11 protein-coding genes are annotated in these 16805 nt (G+C 40.6%); all 11 read right to left on the bottom strand.

What is annotated here, in order from left to right:
• Nucleotides 1-69: 69 nt before the first annotated feature.
• Nucleotides 70-1719 carry a glycoside hydrolase family 43 protein gene (locus tag ACP3T3_RS02710; RefSeq protein WP_426478395.1) on the bottom strand — a complete coding sequence of 550 codons (1650 nt, stop codon included), beginning with the start codon at nucleotides 1717-1719 and terminating at the stop codon, nucleotides 70-72.
• Nucleotides 1720-1805: 86 nt separating this feature from the next.
• Nucleotides 1806-3524, bottom strand: a complete 1719-nt coding sequence (locus ACP3T3_RS02705) for a glycoside hydrolase family 43 protein (protein ID WP_426478394.1) — start codon at nucleotides 3522-3524, stop codon at nucleotides 1806-1808.
• Between the two features lie 180 nt (nucleotides 3525-3704).
• The gene (locus ACP3T3_RS02700) at nucleotides 3705-4979 is read right to left on the bottom strand and encodes an MFS transporter (RefSeq protein ID WP_426478393.1); all 1275 of its coding nucleotides are present in this window, start codon (nucleotides 4977-4979) and stop codon (nucleotides 3705-3707) included.
• Nucleotides 4980-5615 (bottom strand): bifunctional 4-hydroxy-2-oxoglutarate aldolase/2-dehydro-3-deoxy-phosphogluconate aldolase, encoded by a 636-nt coding sequence (locus ACP3T3_RS02695; RefSeq protein WP_426478392.1) that lies wholly within the window; start codon nucleotides 5613-5615, stop codon nucleotides 4980-4982.
• A complete protein-coding gene (locus ACP3T3_RS02690) occupies nucleotides 5612-6610 on the bottom strand; it encodes a sugar kinase (RefSeq protein WP_426478391.1) in 999 nt (332 codons plus the stop codon). Before ACP3T3_RS02690 ends, ACP3T3_RS02695 begins: the two co-directional genes overlap by 4 nt.
• 4 nt (nucleotides 6611-6614) lie before the next feature.
• Nucleotides 6615-8033 (bottom strand): glucuronate isomerase, encoded by a 1419-nt coding sequence (gene uxaC, locus ACP3T3_RS02685; RefSeq protein WP_426478390.1) that lies wholly within the window; start codon nucleotides 8031-8033, stop codon nucleotides 6615-6617.
• Nucleotides 8034-8411: 378 nt separating this feature from the next.
• A complete protein-coding gene (locus ACP3T3_RS02680) occupies nucleotides 8412-9227 on the bottom strand; it encodes an SDR family oxidoreductase (RefSeq protein ID WP_426478389.1) in 816 nt (271 codons plus the stop codon).
• A 31-nt stretch (nucleotides 9228-9258) separates the two neighbouring features.
• Nucleotides 9259-10434, bottom strand: coding sequence for a mannonate dehydratase (gene uxuA, locus ACP3T3_RS02675; RefSeq protein WP_426478388.1), 1176 nt, complete (start codon nucleotides 10432-10434; stop codon nucleotides 9259-9261).
• Nucleotides 10435-10512: 78 nt separating this feature from the next.
• Complete coding sequence (locus ACP3T3_RS02670; protein ID WP_426478387.1) at nucleotides 10513-12471, bottom strand: RagB/SusD family nutrient uptake outer membrane protein; 1959 nt, start codon at nucleotides 12469-12471, stop codon at nucleotides 10513-10515.
• A gap of 12 nt (nucleotides 12472-12483) precedes the next feature.
• Nucleotides 12484-15378 (bottom strand): SusC/RagA family TonB-linked outer membrane protein, encoded by a 2895-nt coding sequence (locus ACP3T3_RS02665; RefSeq protein ID WP_426478386.1) that lies wholly within the window; start codon nucleotides 15376-15378, stop codon nucleotides 12484-12486.
• 94 nt (nucleotides 15379-15472) lie between these two features.
• Entirely contained in the window at nucleotides 15473-16801 is a 1329-nt protein-coding gene (gene xylA, locus ACP3T3_RS02660) for a xylose isomerase (RefSeq protein WP_426478385.1), read from the bottom strand.
• Nucleotides 16802-16805 lie beyond the last annotated feature (4 nt).

Genomic DNA, 16805 nt, shown 5'->3' with positions numbered 1-16805 from the left:
TATTTTAGAATGAAACCCTTTGTGACTTTTGTGGTTAATAAAGTTTAAACATCTGAATACTTATTTTATTTATCTGTTTACAGCAAACTTTTCCCGGCTAATTTTGTTATTTTCATTCTCGGCTTTATTGACTCTGAAAAAATCCACATCTACGAATCCTCCGGTATTTTTAGTGGCATAATTGAAAACTGCAAATTTTGATCCCATAAAAAATCTACGGTAATCAAAGATCATTTTATAGTCTTTTGCCATTTCCGTCCAGTTCTTCTGATCGGTGCTGTAATAAAAATCTGCAAGATCTTTCCCGAGGTTAAAATCGGTATCAATACGAAGGAAAACCGTATCCGAATTGAGAGGAATCTTTTTTTTCTCTTCTTTTTTAACCCCTGTAATGGCTTTTATTTTGCTGTCCAGACTTACTTCATTAGTTGAAAAAACAATGAATTTTTCTTTACCTTCCATAGCAATTGACAAGATCCCGGAATCGCCGTTGAAAGCACTGAACCCTGCAACATCACCATCTTTCATTCCTTTAAGATCCATTGCCACAACTGCTGATGAAGTGGGACCTTCCATTCTCTGGGTTAAAGTATTGGGTGCTGCGTACAGATTGTCTACTACCCTGCTTGTTTTAAGTCTCATAAAGCCTTTTCTTTCGGATAGAGACCACGCTTCATTCACCGGATTATGATTCCACTGCCACTGGATTTTCATTTTTTTATCAGAGAACTCATCACTTTCCACCAGATGATTTTTTGCTTTGAATGGCGGAAGAGGAATTTCTCCTTTCAAAGGAACTTTTCCATTATCTCCCAACACCGGCCAGTCGTTTTCCCATTGAACAGGCAGCAGCAGCGGAACACGTCCTACTCCGTTTCTGTCCTGGAAAATAAGGGAATACCAGTTTCCGTTTTTATCATCGATTAAAGCACCCTGACCTGCATAGGAAAACCCTAAGAAATTATCTTCCAGGATTACTTTTTTCTCGTAAGGGCCTGTCACTTTATCTGCTCTGTAGACTACCTGACGGCGTTTTTCATTTCTGGGCCACGAAATCATCATCATATAATACTTTCCGTTTCTTTTGATGATCTGATTACCTTCCAGAAGTCCTGTTTCCGAGGCACCTTTCTGAAATACCTCAGTTCCATCCGGATTTCCGATGACCTCTTTAAAATCGGGGCTCAGTTCAAAAACTTTATTGGAAGTGAAAACGTAGATTCTGTCATCATCATCGAAAAACAGGGAGGCATCATGAAAATGCCGTGTTCTTGTAATGAGTTTCCATTTCCCTTTTTCAGGATGATCTGTCACATAGAAATAAGATTTGAAAGGTTCATCATTCGGAGAGAATAAAACGTAGTATTTCCCTTTATGGTAGCGGATTGAAGAGGCCCATTGACCTCTGCCGTAAACGGTTCCGTTTAATAAATCATATTTTGAGTTGTCATTTAAGGTATCGAAAACATACCCTGACATTTCCCAATGGACCAGATCCCTGGAATGCATCACCGGCGCTCCGGGCATTAAATGCATGGTGGTACTGATCAGGTAAAAATCATTTCCGTTTCTGGTAATGGATAAATCCGGTGCATCTGCCCATATGATAGGATTTGTAAATGCTGTACCCTGCTTTCCGGAAGGATTTACCTGGGCTGAAATAAAATTCAGCCCGATAAATCCCAATAAAGAAACTATATAAGATTTTTTGATTTTCAAAATGTACTGTGATGTTTGGTTTTACTCTTTTTCAATTTTAAAAGGAAACACTTCGACAAGCTCAGTGTGACATTGCTAATATTAACTTAATTCGGTACAATATCATTGGAAAATGTACTATACAACCCGATAAGGCTTCCTGTAAAGCCCCCCGCTACATCAGTAGAAAGAATATCTCCTGAAACCGGTCCGCCCAGATTTTTATAGTTCTTGCCATCCAGTGAATAATTAAAGCTATGTTCATCTTTATCGGCAACAACCTGTAGTTTAACCGGTTTAGATAATGAAATCTTCTCGCTGGCGATCAGCTTTGATTGTCCTTTTTCTGTTCTTTCCAATACGATGTAAAAATCTTTATCTTTTTTCGTGATTCCGAAAACATAATTGAATCTTTCACTTTGATAACAGGTAATTCCTGCCAGCTCTTTTCCTGATTTAGGTTTGAAATCAAGGGTTACAGAAGTTTCAAAATCTTCGTGCTGCAATCTGTGGAATAATGCCGAAACCGGAGCCAACGATTTGATATTAGTCTCCATAGGATTCACTTTTACGCCATTTTTCGTGGCAGTAATGAAATTCTCACGCGGTCCGCGCATCGCAATCCATCGGAAATCGAGATTTTTATCCGTTAATTTATCGTTATAGGTAAAGTTTCCGTTGGGGAAAAATCCGTTTTGCCCGGTTTGATTCTGAATGCCTTGTGGCATTTTCAATTTGGGTTTCATCGGAACCAGGCCATTTTGAAACACAGGATACGTTCCGCTCCAGTCTACAGGAAGAATGAAAGTTTCACGGCCTTTGGTAACACGGTTGTTGACATTCGGACGAATTGCTAAAAATACGCCATACCATTGTGCGTTAGGACCTTCTACCAAATCTGCGTGACCTGCCCAATCCACTTTTTCCTTTCTGTCTCTCGGAAAATATCTTTGCGTAAGAATCGGATTATTTTTAGCGGGAACAAACGGTCCTTTCGGAGAATCTGCCATAAAAATCACTTCACTATGGTTGCCTCCGGTTCCGCCTTCTGCACACATCAGGTAATATTTTCCTTTGTATTTGTACAAATGCGGACCTTCAATCCAAATGGGTTTTTGAGAAAGGTCGACTCCACCGTTTACAATAATTCTGTCTGAACCTGCGACAACCTGGTCTTTTTCCAGATCATAATCCCACATTTTAATAACGCGGTGACCATTGTATTGTTCGGTTCCTTTTGGTGGCGCATCGTTATGAACAATGTAAGCTTTTCCATCATCATCAAAGAAAATAGCCGGATCAATACCGTCAAAATTCAATTTCTGAACTTCACTCCATCCTTTTGCAGGATCTTTGGTTTTTACGACCATATTTCCAATACCTCCGGCAATCTGGGTTGTGATCATATAAAAAGTGTCGTTGTGCTTATTGTATTTTATATCGGGAGCATAAATCCCCTGTGAAACACCACCTTTTTCCACCTTAAGCTGAGAAGGTCTGTCGAGAACGTGTCCTACCTGCTTCCAGTTTACCAAATCTTTAGAGGTGAAAATCGGGACGCCCGGAAACATTGAGAAAGAAGAGTTTACCAGGTAATAATCTTCCCCTTTTCTGGTAATGCTGGGATCAGGATAACAGCCCTGAAGAATAGGCGAATAGAACTCATTCGGTTTAAGAGGATTGTCATTATATATTTTATCGTTTCCACGGTAGGTAAAATCGGAGAATGTCTGGGCTGAAATAGTAGTTACTGTAAGCAAAGCCGCTGCCGCAAGAACATGGGTTTTATTCCTGAAAAAAATTAAATCCATTATATTCTGTTTCATTGTTATTCTTTTTTATAGTTTTTAGTATGTATTTTTTTGAATAGGTGTTATTGTTCTTTTAACGCTGAGTCCGCAAGTTTTTTAACTATTATATTTTTAAGGTTCGCAAGGGCGTTATACTCAGCAAAAGGTATTCGTATTTTATTGTTATAATTGATTACAGGTCATTATATATAATTTTTATACGGTTTTCTTCCGGTTGATGATTTTAATCAATCCCCACGCGGTAACATATGATATTCCGGCTATAAAAAATATGATGTTATAGCCTCCGTTGATATTTCCTGATTTTTTAAAGGCATCGAGAATAATTCCGATAAACAGCGGAAAAATAATTCCTGCCGCTGAACCGAGCATCCCACCAAATCCTATGACGGAACTTACATAATGATTAGGAAGATGATCCCCGACCGTAGTCATAAGATTGGCTCCCCAACCCTGGTGTGCGGCTGTTGCAAAGGCAATTATGATTGTGATCATCCACATATTATTTACATATTTTGAGAACATGACCGGAACCACCATCAATGCAAACAGCAACATCGTAATGCTTCTGGCTCTTCCGATCCCCCAGCCTTTTTTAATCAGAAATGAGGAAAGATAACCTCCGCCAATACTTCCGATTGTGGTTCCGCTGTAAATGATAAACAACGGAAGGGATGGTTTTGTTAAATCCATTTTGAATACATCCGAGAAATACGCCGGCAGCCAGAACATGAAGAAATACCAGATCGGATCGGTTAACATTTTACCGATGGCAAATGACCATGTTACTTTATATTTCAGTAATTCCGATAAAGGAATTTTCGTTTTCTCTTCAGCTTTTTCAGCCTGATCGCTTTTTATATACTGCAGTTCTTCCTTGCTGATACTTTTTGTTTTTTCCGGTACGGAATAGAATTTCCACCAAAGGATAATCCAAACCATACCTAAAGCACCGATCCAGACAAAAGTCTGCCTCCAGCCGTAATGTCCAAGAATGAACGGAACTAGCAGCGGTGCTAAAATAGCTCCCACCGTTGCTCCGGAATTGAAAATTCCGGTTGCCAGTGCCCTTTCTTTTTTAGGAAACCATTCAGCCACTGATTTGATGGCAGCAGGAAAGTTTCCGGCTTCACTGATTCCCAACGTGCTTCTCGCCACAATAAATCCGATGGTACTTTTGACAAATCCATGTCCTATAGAGGCGAAACTCCATACAATAAGAGAAACCGCATACCCGATTTTGGTTCCTACCCTGTCTATAAACCTTCCCATTGCCATATAGCCAATGGCATAAGTCGTGGTAAATGCCATGACGATATAGCTGTAATCTTTTTCATCCCAGCTGAATTCTTTTTCCAGTACGGGTTTCAGCAAGCCCATTACCTGACGGTCAAGATAGTTGATCGTAGTGGCGAGAAAAACGAGAGACAGCATCCACCATCTTATATTGCGGTTTTGAGGAGCCTGCATTTAATTATGATTAAGTTGTTGTAATAAATTCTTTGTTTTCAGCGTCAGTTCTTCTTCGTTAATATCTTTTCCGATGAGAGAGCTTCCCAATCCTGCCGCTATGGCGCCTCCATTAAACCATTCTCTGATATCTTCAGTTTCAGCATGGATTCCTCCGGTTGGCATGAAATTCATTCCCGGGAAAACAGGCTGTACCGATTTGATGTAGTTCTTCCCTAAAGCATCAGCCGGGAATATTTTAACCAGTTTTAAACCATTCTGATAGGCAATATTGATATCAGAAGGAGTAAAGCAGCCCGGAATCAGAAGGATATTTTTTTCGATAGCATGTTTTACCAATGCTTCACTGATGACCGGTGTAATGATGAAATCTGCTTTTACGTTAGCATAATCATCCATTTCCTGTATGTTTTTTACTGTCCCGATTCCCAACAGAAGTTCAGGAAATTCGGTATGGGAAATTTCTTTCAGTCCTGTAAAATTTTCCAATGCCTGATGACCGCGGTTGGTGTATTCAATCACCCGGATTCCTGCTTCGTATAAAGCTTTTAGGATATTTTTTGAGACTTCAAACGATTCGTTATAAAACAACGGAACGATTTTCTGGTCTTTTATTTTTTGTAGTATTTCACTCATAATGTTTCGATATTAATACTTTCATCAATAGTATCTCCCTTTACAAAAAGCTTTTTAAAAGCAACTTTTGTCGCATCCTCAAGGATCTGCTGATCAGGATTTCCTTTTAAAATTCCATGAATTACGGCTGCCATAAAAGAATCACCGCTTCCTACCCTTTCTTCAATTGTATCTGAATTATATTTTTCTGAAATCAAAAGCTGTTCACCAGTAAATAAGGTGGCAAAATAATTGACCCGTTCTCTATTTGTAAAGCGGAAGGTATTCGCAACTTTTTCCACCTGCGGGAATTGTTTCCGGATTTCCAACGCTGTTTTTTCAGCCTGCTTCAGAAGGTTTTCATCGTCAAAGTTGCCGTTAAGCTCATATTCAACGGGAATATCCAGGAACTGCTCAACGGACCAGATATTTCCCATGAGAACGTTCACGAATGGCATCAGCTCCTTAATTTTATGAGGATTCTGGTTTTGCCAGAGCAACGCTCTGTAATTCAGGTCGAGAGAAACCGTAATATTTCTTGTTCTGGCTTCCTTCATGATATATAAACATTTACGGAATGCATTGTCACTCAAAGCCGGCGTGATAGTGCTGATATGCAGCCATTTTACTCCTGAAAATATTTCATCATCACTGAAAGTTTCAAAACCCGACTGGGTAAAAACAGACGGAAAGCGGTCGTAAACCACCGAAGCATTCTGCATATCTCCATCGGAAGAAAGATAAAATGTTCCTATTCTTCCGTTATTTTTTTCTGCAAGGACTTCTATACCTTTATTTTGAAGTTGAAATTCCAGCTGGCTTCCCACAAAATTCTCCGGTAAAGCGGATAGTAGCTTTACAGAATTTTTCCACTGGAAAAGTGCTGCTGCCACATTATATTCAGCACCGCCCACATACATCTTCAGAGACTGCTCATTCAACCAGTTTCCTTCGGAATCCGGGGCAAAGTGGAGAAGCAGTTCCCCAAAACATAGTATTTTCGCTGAATCGTGCATGGTATTAGATTTCAAAATAGTTTTTTGTATTGTGATAACAGATATCCTGGATAATTTTTCCTACCCATTTTTCATCATCGGGAAGAAGACCTCTTTCCATTTCATTCCCGAATAGGTTGCATAAGAGCCTTCTGAAATAATCGTGTCTTGAGAATGACAGCAGGCTTCGGGAATCGGTCAGCATGCCGACAAAAGTGCTGATCAAACCGATATTGGAAAGCGTATTCATTTGTTTTGTCATGCCATCGAGCTGATCGAGAAACCACCAGGCTGCTCCAAACTGTACTTTGGATTTGATGCCACCTTCATTGAAATTTCCGGCAAGAGTTGCCAGGACCTCATTAAATGCCGGGTTTAAATTGTAGATAATGGTTTTGGCCAGCTTTCCTTCCGTATTCAGCCCATCAAGTAAAACGCTCAATCGTTGTGCGTAATATGGTTCTCCAATGGCATCATAGCCTGCATTGGCACCTATTTTTTTGAGCATTTCTGAATTGTTGTTTCGGGTTGCCCCTACATGAAACTGCTGTACCCAGCCTTTTTCTGAATACATTTTGCAAAGCTCTTTCAGCAAATAGCCGCATAACGCTTCGGGATCGGAAAATGTTGAAATATTACCCTTCAGGAATTCGGAAAACTCTTTTTCAAGACTATGATTCCATTTCGTTGTATCCGGAAAATATTCGAAGCCATGATCGGCTACTTTTGCTCCTGCTTCCACAAAATAATTGATCCTGGACTGAAGAGCATTCAAAAGGTCAGAAACTGACGTGATCGAAAATCCGCAGACTTTTTCAAGCTTTTTAATTCCTGAAAGATAGTGTTCCGGATTAATCATATTGATATAGAAATCTGGGCGGAAAGCGGGAATAACAGCTGTTTTAAATCCACTGTTTTTTAAAGCTTTATGATGAACCAGATCATCAGCAGGATCATCCGTAGTACACAAGGCTTCTACCTTAAAATTCTGAATGATGGATTGTGGTAAAAAACCAGGTGTCTGCAGACTTTCATTCATCTGATGATGCACCGTATCTGCATTATTGGGTGATAAATATTCGTTAATACCAAAAGGATTTCTGAGTTCCAGATGTGTCCAGTGAAATAATGGGTTACGAAGAGTATAAGGCACCACTTCTGCCCATTTCCTGAATTTTTCGTGATCTGAAGCATTTCCGGAAATAAACTGCTCATCAATACCAAAATTTCTCATGGCTCTCCATTTGTAGTGGTCACCATCCAGCCAGATAGCCGTTGGAGAACGGAAATTCTGATTGGCAGAAATAACATCAGGCTCCAAATGATTGTGATAATCGATCACCGGCATTTCCTTCGCATAACCGAAATACAGATGCTCTGCCTTTGCTGATTCAAGCAAAAACGACTCTCCGAAAACACCTTTATTTTTAATGGAATTACTCATTATTTATTTTTACAATCCTGAATTTTAATTAACTTGTTTAAACTCTGCAAAACCACAAAAGTCACAAAAGCTTTATTTTAAAACACTTTAGCTCACTTAAGAAAGTTTAAAATAATTCTGCAGAAAAGTTCACATAAGATGAACATTTCGACTTCGCTCAATAGGCAAAGATTTTCAAAAAACTTAGCTATGCTTATTATGCATAAAGCCTGGCTCAAAAAAATTTAAGTGGTTAAACCTTTTTGTTAAATAATCAATATAACAGGTTAAACAGTTCTCCTCTTAACATCGTAAGACTTTAAAAAATCTGCATTAAAAAAACAGAACCTTGAATGAAACCATTAAGGTCCTGTTCACTGTATATGAAGAAATTAATTTTTATACTCCACTGAATGCGCTGAAGCCCCCGTCAACAGGAATCAGTGCTCCTGTGATGAAACTTGCTGCATCGGAACACAGAAACTGTACAACCCCATTCAGTTCTTCCACTTCTCCAAATCTCTGCATGGGCGTTTTGGCCATTACTTTTTTACTTCTCTCCGTTAAGCTTCCATCCGGATTCAAAAGAATCGCACGGTTCTGATCTCCAATGAAAAAACCAGGTGCCACTGCATTCACCCGTATTTTATCTCCGAATTTCAATGCCAGATCTGAGGCCAGCCATTGGGTAAAATTGGTAATTGCCGATTTGGCGGCAGAATATCCGGCCACTCTTGTAATGGCTGAATAGGCAGCCATGGAAGAAATATTAATAATGTTACCGCTCCCCTGCTCAGCCATTGTTTTTCCAAAAACATAGCTCGGATAAACGGTTCCGTTGATATTGAGATCGGTAACCTCAGCCCATCCTTTCATATTCATATCAAAAAATGACTGTTCGGGAGACAAGGTAGCTGCCGGAATATTTCCACCCGCTATATTGAGCAGAATATCAATATGTCCATATTTTTCCTTTATTTTCACTGAAGCCGCTTCAAGGCTTTCAATATCCATCACATTGGCTTCTACAGCAAGTGCATCCCCGCCTAAATCTGTCAGTTCTTTTACCCGGGCATCCAATGTTTCCTGGTTTCTTCCCAGTGCAACAACTTTTGCTCCGGCCTCTATAAAACTTTTGGCAAGGCTGCCTCCCAAAACGCCCGAAGCCCCTGTGATGACTGCTACTTTGTTTTCAATACTAAACAGGTCTTTCATTTTACTTTTTCTATTTTATTACAAACGCAGATTAATTTTTTTGTGATTCCGACTGTACTGCAGCCATTACGCCTTCGATCTGACCCAATGCTAGCATTCTTCCTAAAAATGAATAGCCGGGATTATAACCTTTATCAACGTCCTCGGTTAAAAGTCTTCCGTGGTCAATTCTCATCGGAAGGTTAGGATTTTCTTTTTCAAATACACGGATTACTTCAATGAGTTTTCCTCTTCCTCCCAGATGGTGAGCCTCGATGAAATCGCCGTTTTCAAAAACATTTGTACTTCTCAGGTGAACGAATTTGGTACGGTGGGCAAACTTCTGAGCCAGCTTGGGAACATCATTCTGAAGGTTGGCACTGAGAGATCCGGCACAGAAGGTCAATCCGTTGTGAGGATTATCAACCGCTTTCAAAAGCCAGTCAATGTCTTCTTCATTCGTCACTATTCTGGGTAGTCCCAGTAATGAAAACGGGGGATCGTCTGGATGTACACACATCTGGATATTCCATTTTTCACAGACAGGCATTATTCTTTCGAGGAAATATTTCATATTTTGGCGAAGCTGGTTTTTATCTATACCATCATACAATGCCAATAAACTTTTGAACTTTTCTACAGGATTCAATTCACCTTCTTTAATATTTCCGTTAACAAATCCCTGTGTTTTTACAATAACTGAGTCTATCAGATCATTGTTATCTTTTTCTGTTAACGTATTTTTTAATTCTTCTACTTTTTGAAGGATCTCTACGCTATAATCTTTTTCTGCTCCTTCTCTTTTGAGAATATGAATTTCGAAGTACGCAAACTTGGCTTTGTCAAAATAAAGTGATGACGAACCGTCTTCCCATTCGTGAAAAAGATCGGTTCTTGCCCAGTCGAGAACAGGCATAAAGTTGTAGCAAACTGTTGTAATGCCTGCTTTACCCAGATTTTCAAGGCTCGTGATATAATTTTCTATTAAAGAGTCACGGTCTTCACCGCCGTATTTGATGGCTTCGCTCACGGGAAGACTTTCCACAACAGACCAGCGAAGTCCGTGGCTTTCTATATAGTTTTTATAATCATTGATGGCCTCCGGATTCCAGATTTCTCCGTTTGGGATATCATGCAGGGCAGAAACAATTCCTTCTACTCCGATCTGACGGAGTGTACTTAGTTTTACTTTATCTTTTTTGCCAAACCAACGCCAGGTTTTTTCCATAGTTTTGAAATTTAATTCAGATAAACAAAGCAGGTGCTTACACACCTACTCTGTTGTTGATATGAATGTAGAATGAAATTAATTGTATCCGGGATTCTGGTATTTTGCCTTAATATCAGCTGATACTTCCATTGCATCAATCTGGTTCTGAGGAATCGGTCTCAGATAATGAAAAGGTTTTATCGTTCTTGTCACCGTTTGTGGAGTGTGATCTCCATAAGAAGCTCCTCCAATCTGATAACTGGCAGCATAATCTCCCCATTTCTGTGTACGTACCAGATCATACCATCTGTAGAACTCTCCGTAATATTCACGGGATCTTTCTGTCAGGATATAATCAATGGTAATTACAGCAGGTGTGGCAGCAGTCATTGCAGCACTGTTATCTGCTACGTAAGCGGTATTCTGGGCATTATTGAACTTCCATTTTCCTGCACGGGCACGGATGACGTTGATAAGATCTCTGGCTGTCATAGCTCCTGAAGCCCCTTTTACGGCTGCTTCTGCGGCAATAAAATAGAATTCTGAAAATTTGGCAACACTGAAAGGACGGGTTAATCCTGCATTCGGATATCCTAAGCCGTTCGGGTCATCGGTACGGTAAGTTCCAATTTTCCATAAGCCCGGGTATACAATTCTGCTGATTCCGTTCGGTGCAATGACCCAGTCTGCTCTCCCTGGAAGGGTTCCTGCTCCTACACCGCTTTGTCCGGATCCTGTAGGGTAAGAAGGCGCCTGGCTGTCATCATTCAGGAAGCTTAAGATAGCTCCTCCGGGCTGTACAGGTAAATTATTGGCGTTATAAAGCACAGGAACTGACGTTAACCCTGTTCCATTCTTGTTCCAGTTTCCTCTGTAAGTGGTTACAAAGGTTCCGTCATAACGGGAATCATTGGTTTTATCTGCAAAAGTATTTTTAATAACGCCTAAAGTAGGACACATACGCACCCATGGACGTCCCAAAGGCTGTGCTGCTTCTCTCTGTACGGGGCTAACAACGTCTGCCCCTAACCATGCGGTTGTTCTGCTGCTTTTAATCGCCGTATAATTCCAGGTTTGCATCCATGCTGCAAAATTGTCCGGAGCCCAGCCTGACCCAAATCCTACAGGATCACTTTCATTGTAGTATGTACTAGACTGTGTATGGTCTGCATACAACATAGATTCTGTATTTCTGTCATTGGAACCTACATTGACATCATAGAAGGTAGGCTGAAGCGCATAGGGTCCCGGATTATTGATTCCTTCCATCGCAATATCATAAGCCTGCTGGAAATACCACTGGGCATTGTGTCCGTCCGGGTCAGTTCTTGTCGCTTCAGGATAAGTTGGAATCCCGTTGGGATTCTGCAGCCACCATCCGTAGGTAAGATAAGCTTTGGCAAGCATCAGTCTTGCTACATTTTTAGTGACACCTCCGGTTACCCTTGGTGAGGCAGGCAGATTTTCTATTGCTTTTTTAAAGTCAGCAAAAACCGTTTTTGTGTATACTTCCGGTACGGTATTTCTTGCAGAAGTTGTGGATGGCAGGTTGTTGTATTTCAATTCTCCTGCTCCTAAATCCAGTGGAACTCCTCCATAGGTCTGCACCAGCATGAAATAGTAGAATCCACGGAAGAAACGGGCTTCAGAAATCATAGATTCTGCAATTCCGAATCCTGGTCCTTTTTCAATGATACCGTTGGCTGTATTGATATACGGGAACACAGAGTTCCAGACCATACTTGTAGGAAAAGTATTGGAATTGATAATACCGTTTCCGGACATATCCAGTTCTTTAAAGTTCCCGTCAGCACTTTGTGCCCAGGTAGATTCGTCGGTTCCGTTCTGACAATTGCTCATAAAGTAGCCATTGCCGTACAGTAATCTCATCTGCCTGTATAAAGCCGTAAATCCCTGATTAACACCATCCGGTGTATTAAAATAATCAGCGGTATATATTGATCTTGGCTGTTCATCAAGAATTTCATTACAACCTGTAAATGTTAAGGATAAAAAGATTGCTCCTAATAACAGTTTTTTATTAAAATTTATCATGACAATACAGTTTTAAAAGGTTAAGTTAAGTCCCATTAAGTAGTTTCTTGTGGAAGGGTTATTGGTTCCTATAACAAGCTGGCGGCTCTGATATCCACTTACTGCCTGGTTTTCATTTCCGAAAGAGTTCGGTTCCGGATCCATTCCTGAGAACTTATGATAAGGGGAGAATAGTACAACAGGATTGGTTACGGTGAAGTAAATTCTTAAGCTGGTAATTTTCAGATCCTTTAAAAAATCTTTGTTGACATTATAGCCTAAGGTAATGGTACGAAGCTTAAGATAAGAAGCATCAAACATCGCCAAAGTAGAAGAATATTTTGGATTGTCACCGCTCAGATGGCGTCCCGGACGAGGAAAATAAGCTCCTGTATTGTCTTCTGTCCAGTAATCTACATCTACGTTATTTCCTCTTCCTGTTAATCGGTTAAGATAACTTGCAGATCCGTAAATAGTACTTACCAGGATTCCTCCGTGCTGAAAAGCTCCAACTGTGCTCAGTTCAAAATTTTTGTAAGCAAAACGCATATTAAATCCTCCCTGGAATTTCGGAGCCGTATCAAAAATCTGTCTGTCATCCGGTCCAATGGCTCTTACAGGTGTTCCGTCAGCATTATAGCCTCCGGTGTAAAGAACTTTGATAGATCCTATTACATCCGCAGCAGTTCCGGGTTCCAGAATATTCTGATAAGGATCGCCTGCCTGCCAAAGACCTATATACTGATAATCGTATAATGAATTGATATTATGCCCTACAAACCATGAGTTATTGATGTCTCGTTCTGTTCCTGATGCAAGCGATAAAATTTTGTTTTTATTGGTATAGAAATTAACTCCTGCTTCCCAGGTAAATCCATCCGGATTATCAAAAATAACCCCGTTTAAAGAAACTTCCACCCCTTTATTTTCTGTTTCTGCCACATTGGAAACAATGGAAGACCATCCGCTTGATGCCGGAAGACTTTTCTGTGTTAACAGATCATAGGTATGGGTTTTGTAATACTCCACGCTACCAGTAAGACGGTTGTTCAATATCCCGAAATCTACTCCGTAGTTTTGTGTTTTTGAATATTCCCATCCCAGGCTTGGGTTAGGTGGCTGATTTCCATAGATTCCTGTACTTCCTGCACTTCCGTAGTTATAAGGAGCTACGTTAAATCTTCCCATCGTAGAATATGGATCCACTGCCTGATTGGAAGTCTGTCCCCATCCGGCTCTGAATTTAAGGAGATTAATCACTTTGATATTCTGCATGAAAGATTCATTGGTAACATTCCATCCTAATGATAATGCGGGATAGGTATGCCATTTGTTTCCCGGAGCCAGCCTCGAAGATCCGTCGGCACGAAGGGTTGCCGTCAGCATATACTTGTTATCATACGTATACATGATTCTTCCCATCGCTGAAAGCAGGCCGGTTTTCCAGTACACCTGGTCTTCAGGTCTTACCGTAATATCTGCCTGCGGCGACTGTCCTAAGTTATAATACTGGAAAAAGTCTGCCGGAACATTCTTTGCACTCATGTATGAGCTTGTATACTTATTCTGTTCTGCGGAATATAATGCTACGGCGTTTACCTTATGCTTACCGAATGTGCGGTCATACGTTAAAAGGTTTTCCAATACCCAATGGTAGGTCTGGTTATTCCCTCTTCCTGCAGATGACGGCCCCAGTGGGTTTGTATTAAAGATTCCTACACCGCTGTAGTTTCCGCTGTTTGAGGTACGGAAATCCAACCCTACATTTAATCTGTATTTTAATCCTTTGATTGGAAGACTGGCTTCTCCGTAAAGGTTGTTATAGGATGCAAAAGATTTGGTTTCATCAATGTATTTATCTGCCAGGCTTTCTAAGCTTCTTCTGGTATAAATCCATGTCTGGTCGATACCGCCAGCTGTACTCATTACTCTTTTCGGAGTTCCGTCCGCATTGTAAGGATTAGCAATAGGAGAATATCCTAAAACAGCTCCCGGGTTTACCCCATTTCCTTCCGAAACTGAATAATTGGTATTGGTAGTGAAACCGAACTTAAAGATAGATCCCACCTGCTGATCAATCGCCATACGAAGAGCAAATCTTTCATAACTTTGAATAGGAATTAATGCATTTTGCTTGAAATATGACAAGCCTACATTATAATTTCCTCCTTCTGTTCCGCCGGAAACTCCTATATCATGACTGGTCATCATCGCCGGTTTATAATACAGGCTTTGCCAGTCTGTATTGACGCTGCTGTTTTCATCAGCCCCGTTGGAATACAAAGGTGTCGTATTTCCTGCAGGAATCGCGTAAGCACGAAGCTTTGCAAACTGTGGCCCGTCCATCATAGGATATTTTGAAAACAAGGTCTGTACTCCTGTAAACGTATTGTAACTGAATTTGGGCCTCTGCCCTTTGGCTCCTCTGTTTGTCGTAACAAGGATAACACCGTTTGCCCCTCTGGATCCGTAGATGGCTGTAGCAGAAGCATCCTTCAGTATGTCAATACTTTTGATATCACTTGAGCTTATATCTCCCAGTGATCCCACAAAAGGAATACCATCCAGTACAATCAACGGGTTATTATCCCCTGTCAGCGATCTTGTTCCCCTGATACGGATCTGCATGGCAGCACCCGGCTTTGTAGAGGTTTGTGAAATATCTACCCCTGCTGTTCTTCCCTGTAATGCCTGGGTAATGTTGGCAGAAGGTACTTCACGCAAAGCATCTCCTTTAACAGTAGCAACGGAACCTGTCACAGCTTCTTTTCTCTGGGTTCCATATCCTATCACAACAACTTCATCTATTTTATTTTCCTTAGCTACTGTATCTTTTTTAACCTGTGAATATGCTATGCCGGAAGGCAATAAAGTCATTGCAAAAAATAATGCCGCTCTATTGCTTTTATTGAAATAAAATCGGTTCATAATTATTATTTTAGTATTAGTTGTTGAATAAAAGGCTGTTTAATAATTATAGTTTATAAAAATCCTTAGTGTTTATAAGCCTTTTATTTTTTTATTATATATACATATTCACGATGGCTTCAAACAATTCCTGTTTCCCGCTTTTTGGCTGTGGTTCGCCGGTTTCGTGAGCTATTCTCTGAAGGTCTTCCAGTGTAAGCGTACCTTCTTCGAATGCTTTTCCATTTCCGTTATCAAAAGAAGCGTAGCGGTCTGTTCTCAGTTTTTTGTAATCCGAATTTTCAAGAATATCAGCTGCAGCAAGAAGGCCTTTGGCGAAAACGTCCATCCCTGAAATGTGGGAAATGAACAGATCTTCAGCATCAATAGAATTTCTTCTGATTTTGGCATCAAAGTTTACCCCTCCGGTTCCCAGACCTCCTGCCGGAAGCAGTACCAGCCATGCCTGAACCATATCGTAGTAATCGATAGGGAATTGGTCGGTATCCCATCCGTTCTGATAGTCTCCTCTGTTCGCATCAATACTTCCTAAAAGCCCGGCATCAACAGCAACCTGAAGCTCATGCTCGAATGTGTGACCTGCCAATGTAGCGTGGTTTACTTCGATATTCAGTTTAAAATCTTTGTCTAATCCGTAATGTCTAAGAAATCCGATTACGGTTTCAGAATCGTAATCATACTGATGTTTGGTAGGCTCCATTGGTTTTGGTTCAATCAGAAAAGTTCCTTTAAAGCCCTGCTGGCGTGCATAATCTCTTGACATGGAAAGGAAACGGGCCAGATGGTCCTTTTCACGCTTCATATCCGTGTTTAAAAGACTCATATACCCTTCTCTTCCGCCCCAGAAAACGTAATTTTCACCTCCCAGTGCGATGGTTGCATCAATTGAATTCTTTACCTGCGTTCCTGCACAGGCTACTACATCAAAATTCGGGTTGGTAGAAGCTCCGTTCATGTATCTTTCATGGGTGAAAACATTGGCTGTTCCCCACAACAGTTTAATTCCGGTTTCCTGCTGCTTTTGTTTTGCATACTCAACAATAGTCTGCATATTTTTCTCATAGTCTTTCCAGTTGCTGGCCGGGTCTACCAGGTCGATATCATGGAAGCAGTAATAATTGAAGCCCATTTTAGACATGAATTCGAAACCGGCGTCCATTTTGTGCATGGCTCTGGTTACCGCATCATTTCCGATATCCCATGGGTGGTGGATGGTAGGTCCTCCGAACGGATCGCTTCCGTTTGCACATAAGGTATGCCACCATGCCATTGCAAATTTTGTCCAGTCTTTCATAGGTTTTCCCATCACGATCTTTTCAGCATCATAATAGCGGAATGCCAACGGATTTTTGCTCTCCTTCCCTTCAAACCTGATTTTTTCAATACCTGTAAAAAACTCTTTTGTACCTGTTAAAGTGTTCATATTT

This window comes from Chryseobacterium sp. CBSDS_008 (assembly GCF_049959325.1).
GTDB lineage: Bacteria > Bacteroidota > Bacteroidia > Flavobacteriales > Weeksellaceae > Chryseobacterium.
The sequence above is the reverse complement of the archived record's forward strand: the minus strand, read 5'-3'. Positions and strand labels throughout refer to the sequence as shown.

Excerpts from the sequence above, each read along its gene's own strand:
- xylA (WP_426478385.1), bottom strand. The coding sequence starts at position 16,801 with ATGAACACTTTAACAGGTACAAAAGAGTTTTTTACAGGTATTGAAAAA.
- ACP3T3_RS02670 (WP_426478387.1), bottom strand. The coding sequence starts at position 12,471 with ATGATAAATTTTAATAAAAAACTGTTATTAGGAGCAATCTTTTTATCC.
- ACP3T3_RS02695 (WP_426478392.1), bottom strand. The coding sequence starts at position 5,615 with ATGAGTGAAATACTACAAAAAATAAAAGACCAGAAAATCGTTCCGTTG.
- uxuA (WP_426478388.1), bottom strand. The coding sequence starts at position 10,434 with ATGGAAAAAACCTGGCGTTGGTTTGGCAAAAAAGATAAAGTAAAACTA.
- ACP3T3_RS02690 (WP_426478391.1), bottom strand. The coding sequence starts at position 6,610 with ATGCACGATTCAGCGAAAATACTATGTTTTGGGGAACTGCTTCTCCAC.
- ACP3T3_RS02665 (WP_426478386.1), bottom strand. The coding sequence starts at position 15,378 with ATGAACCGATTTTATTTCAATAAAAGCAATAGAGCGGCATTATTTTTT.
- ACP3T3_RS02680 (WP_426478389.1), bottom strand. The coding sequence starts at position 9,227 with ATGAAAGACCTGTTTAGTATTGAAAACAAAGTAGCAGTCATCACAGGG.
- uxaC (WP_426478390.1), bottom strand. The coding sequence starts at position 8,033 with ATGAGTAATTCCATTAAAAATAAAGGTGTTTTCGGAGAGTCGTTTTTG.
- ACP3T3_RS02700 (WP_426478393.1), bottom strand. The coding sequence starts at position 4,979 with ATGCAGGCTCCTCAAAACCGCAATATAAGATGGTGGATGCTGTCTCTC.
- ACP3T3_RS02705 (WP_426478394.1), bottom strand. The coding sequence starts at position 3,524 with ATGAAACAGAATATAATGGATTTAATTTTTTTCAGGAATAAAACCCAT.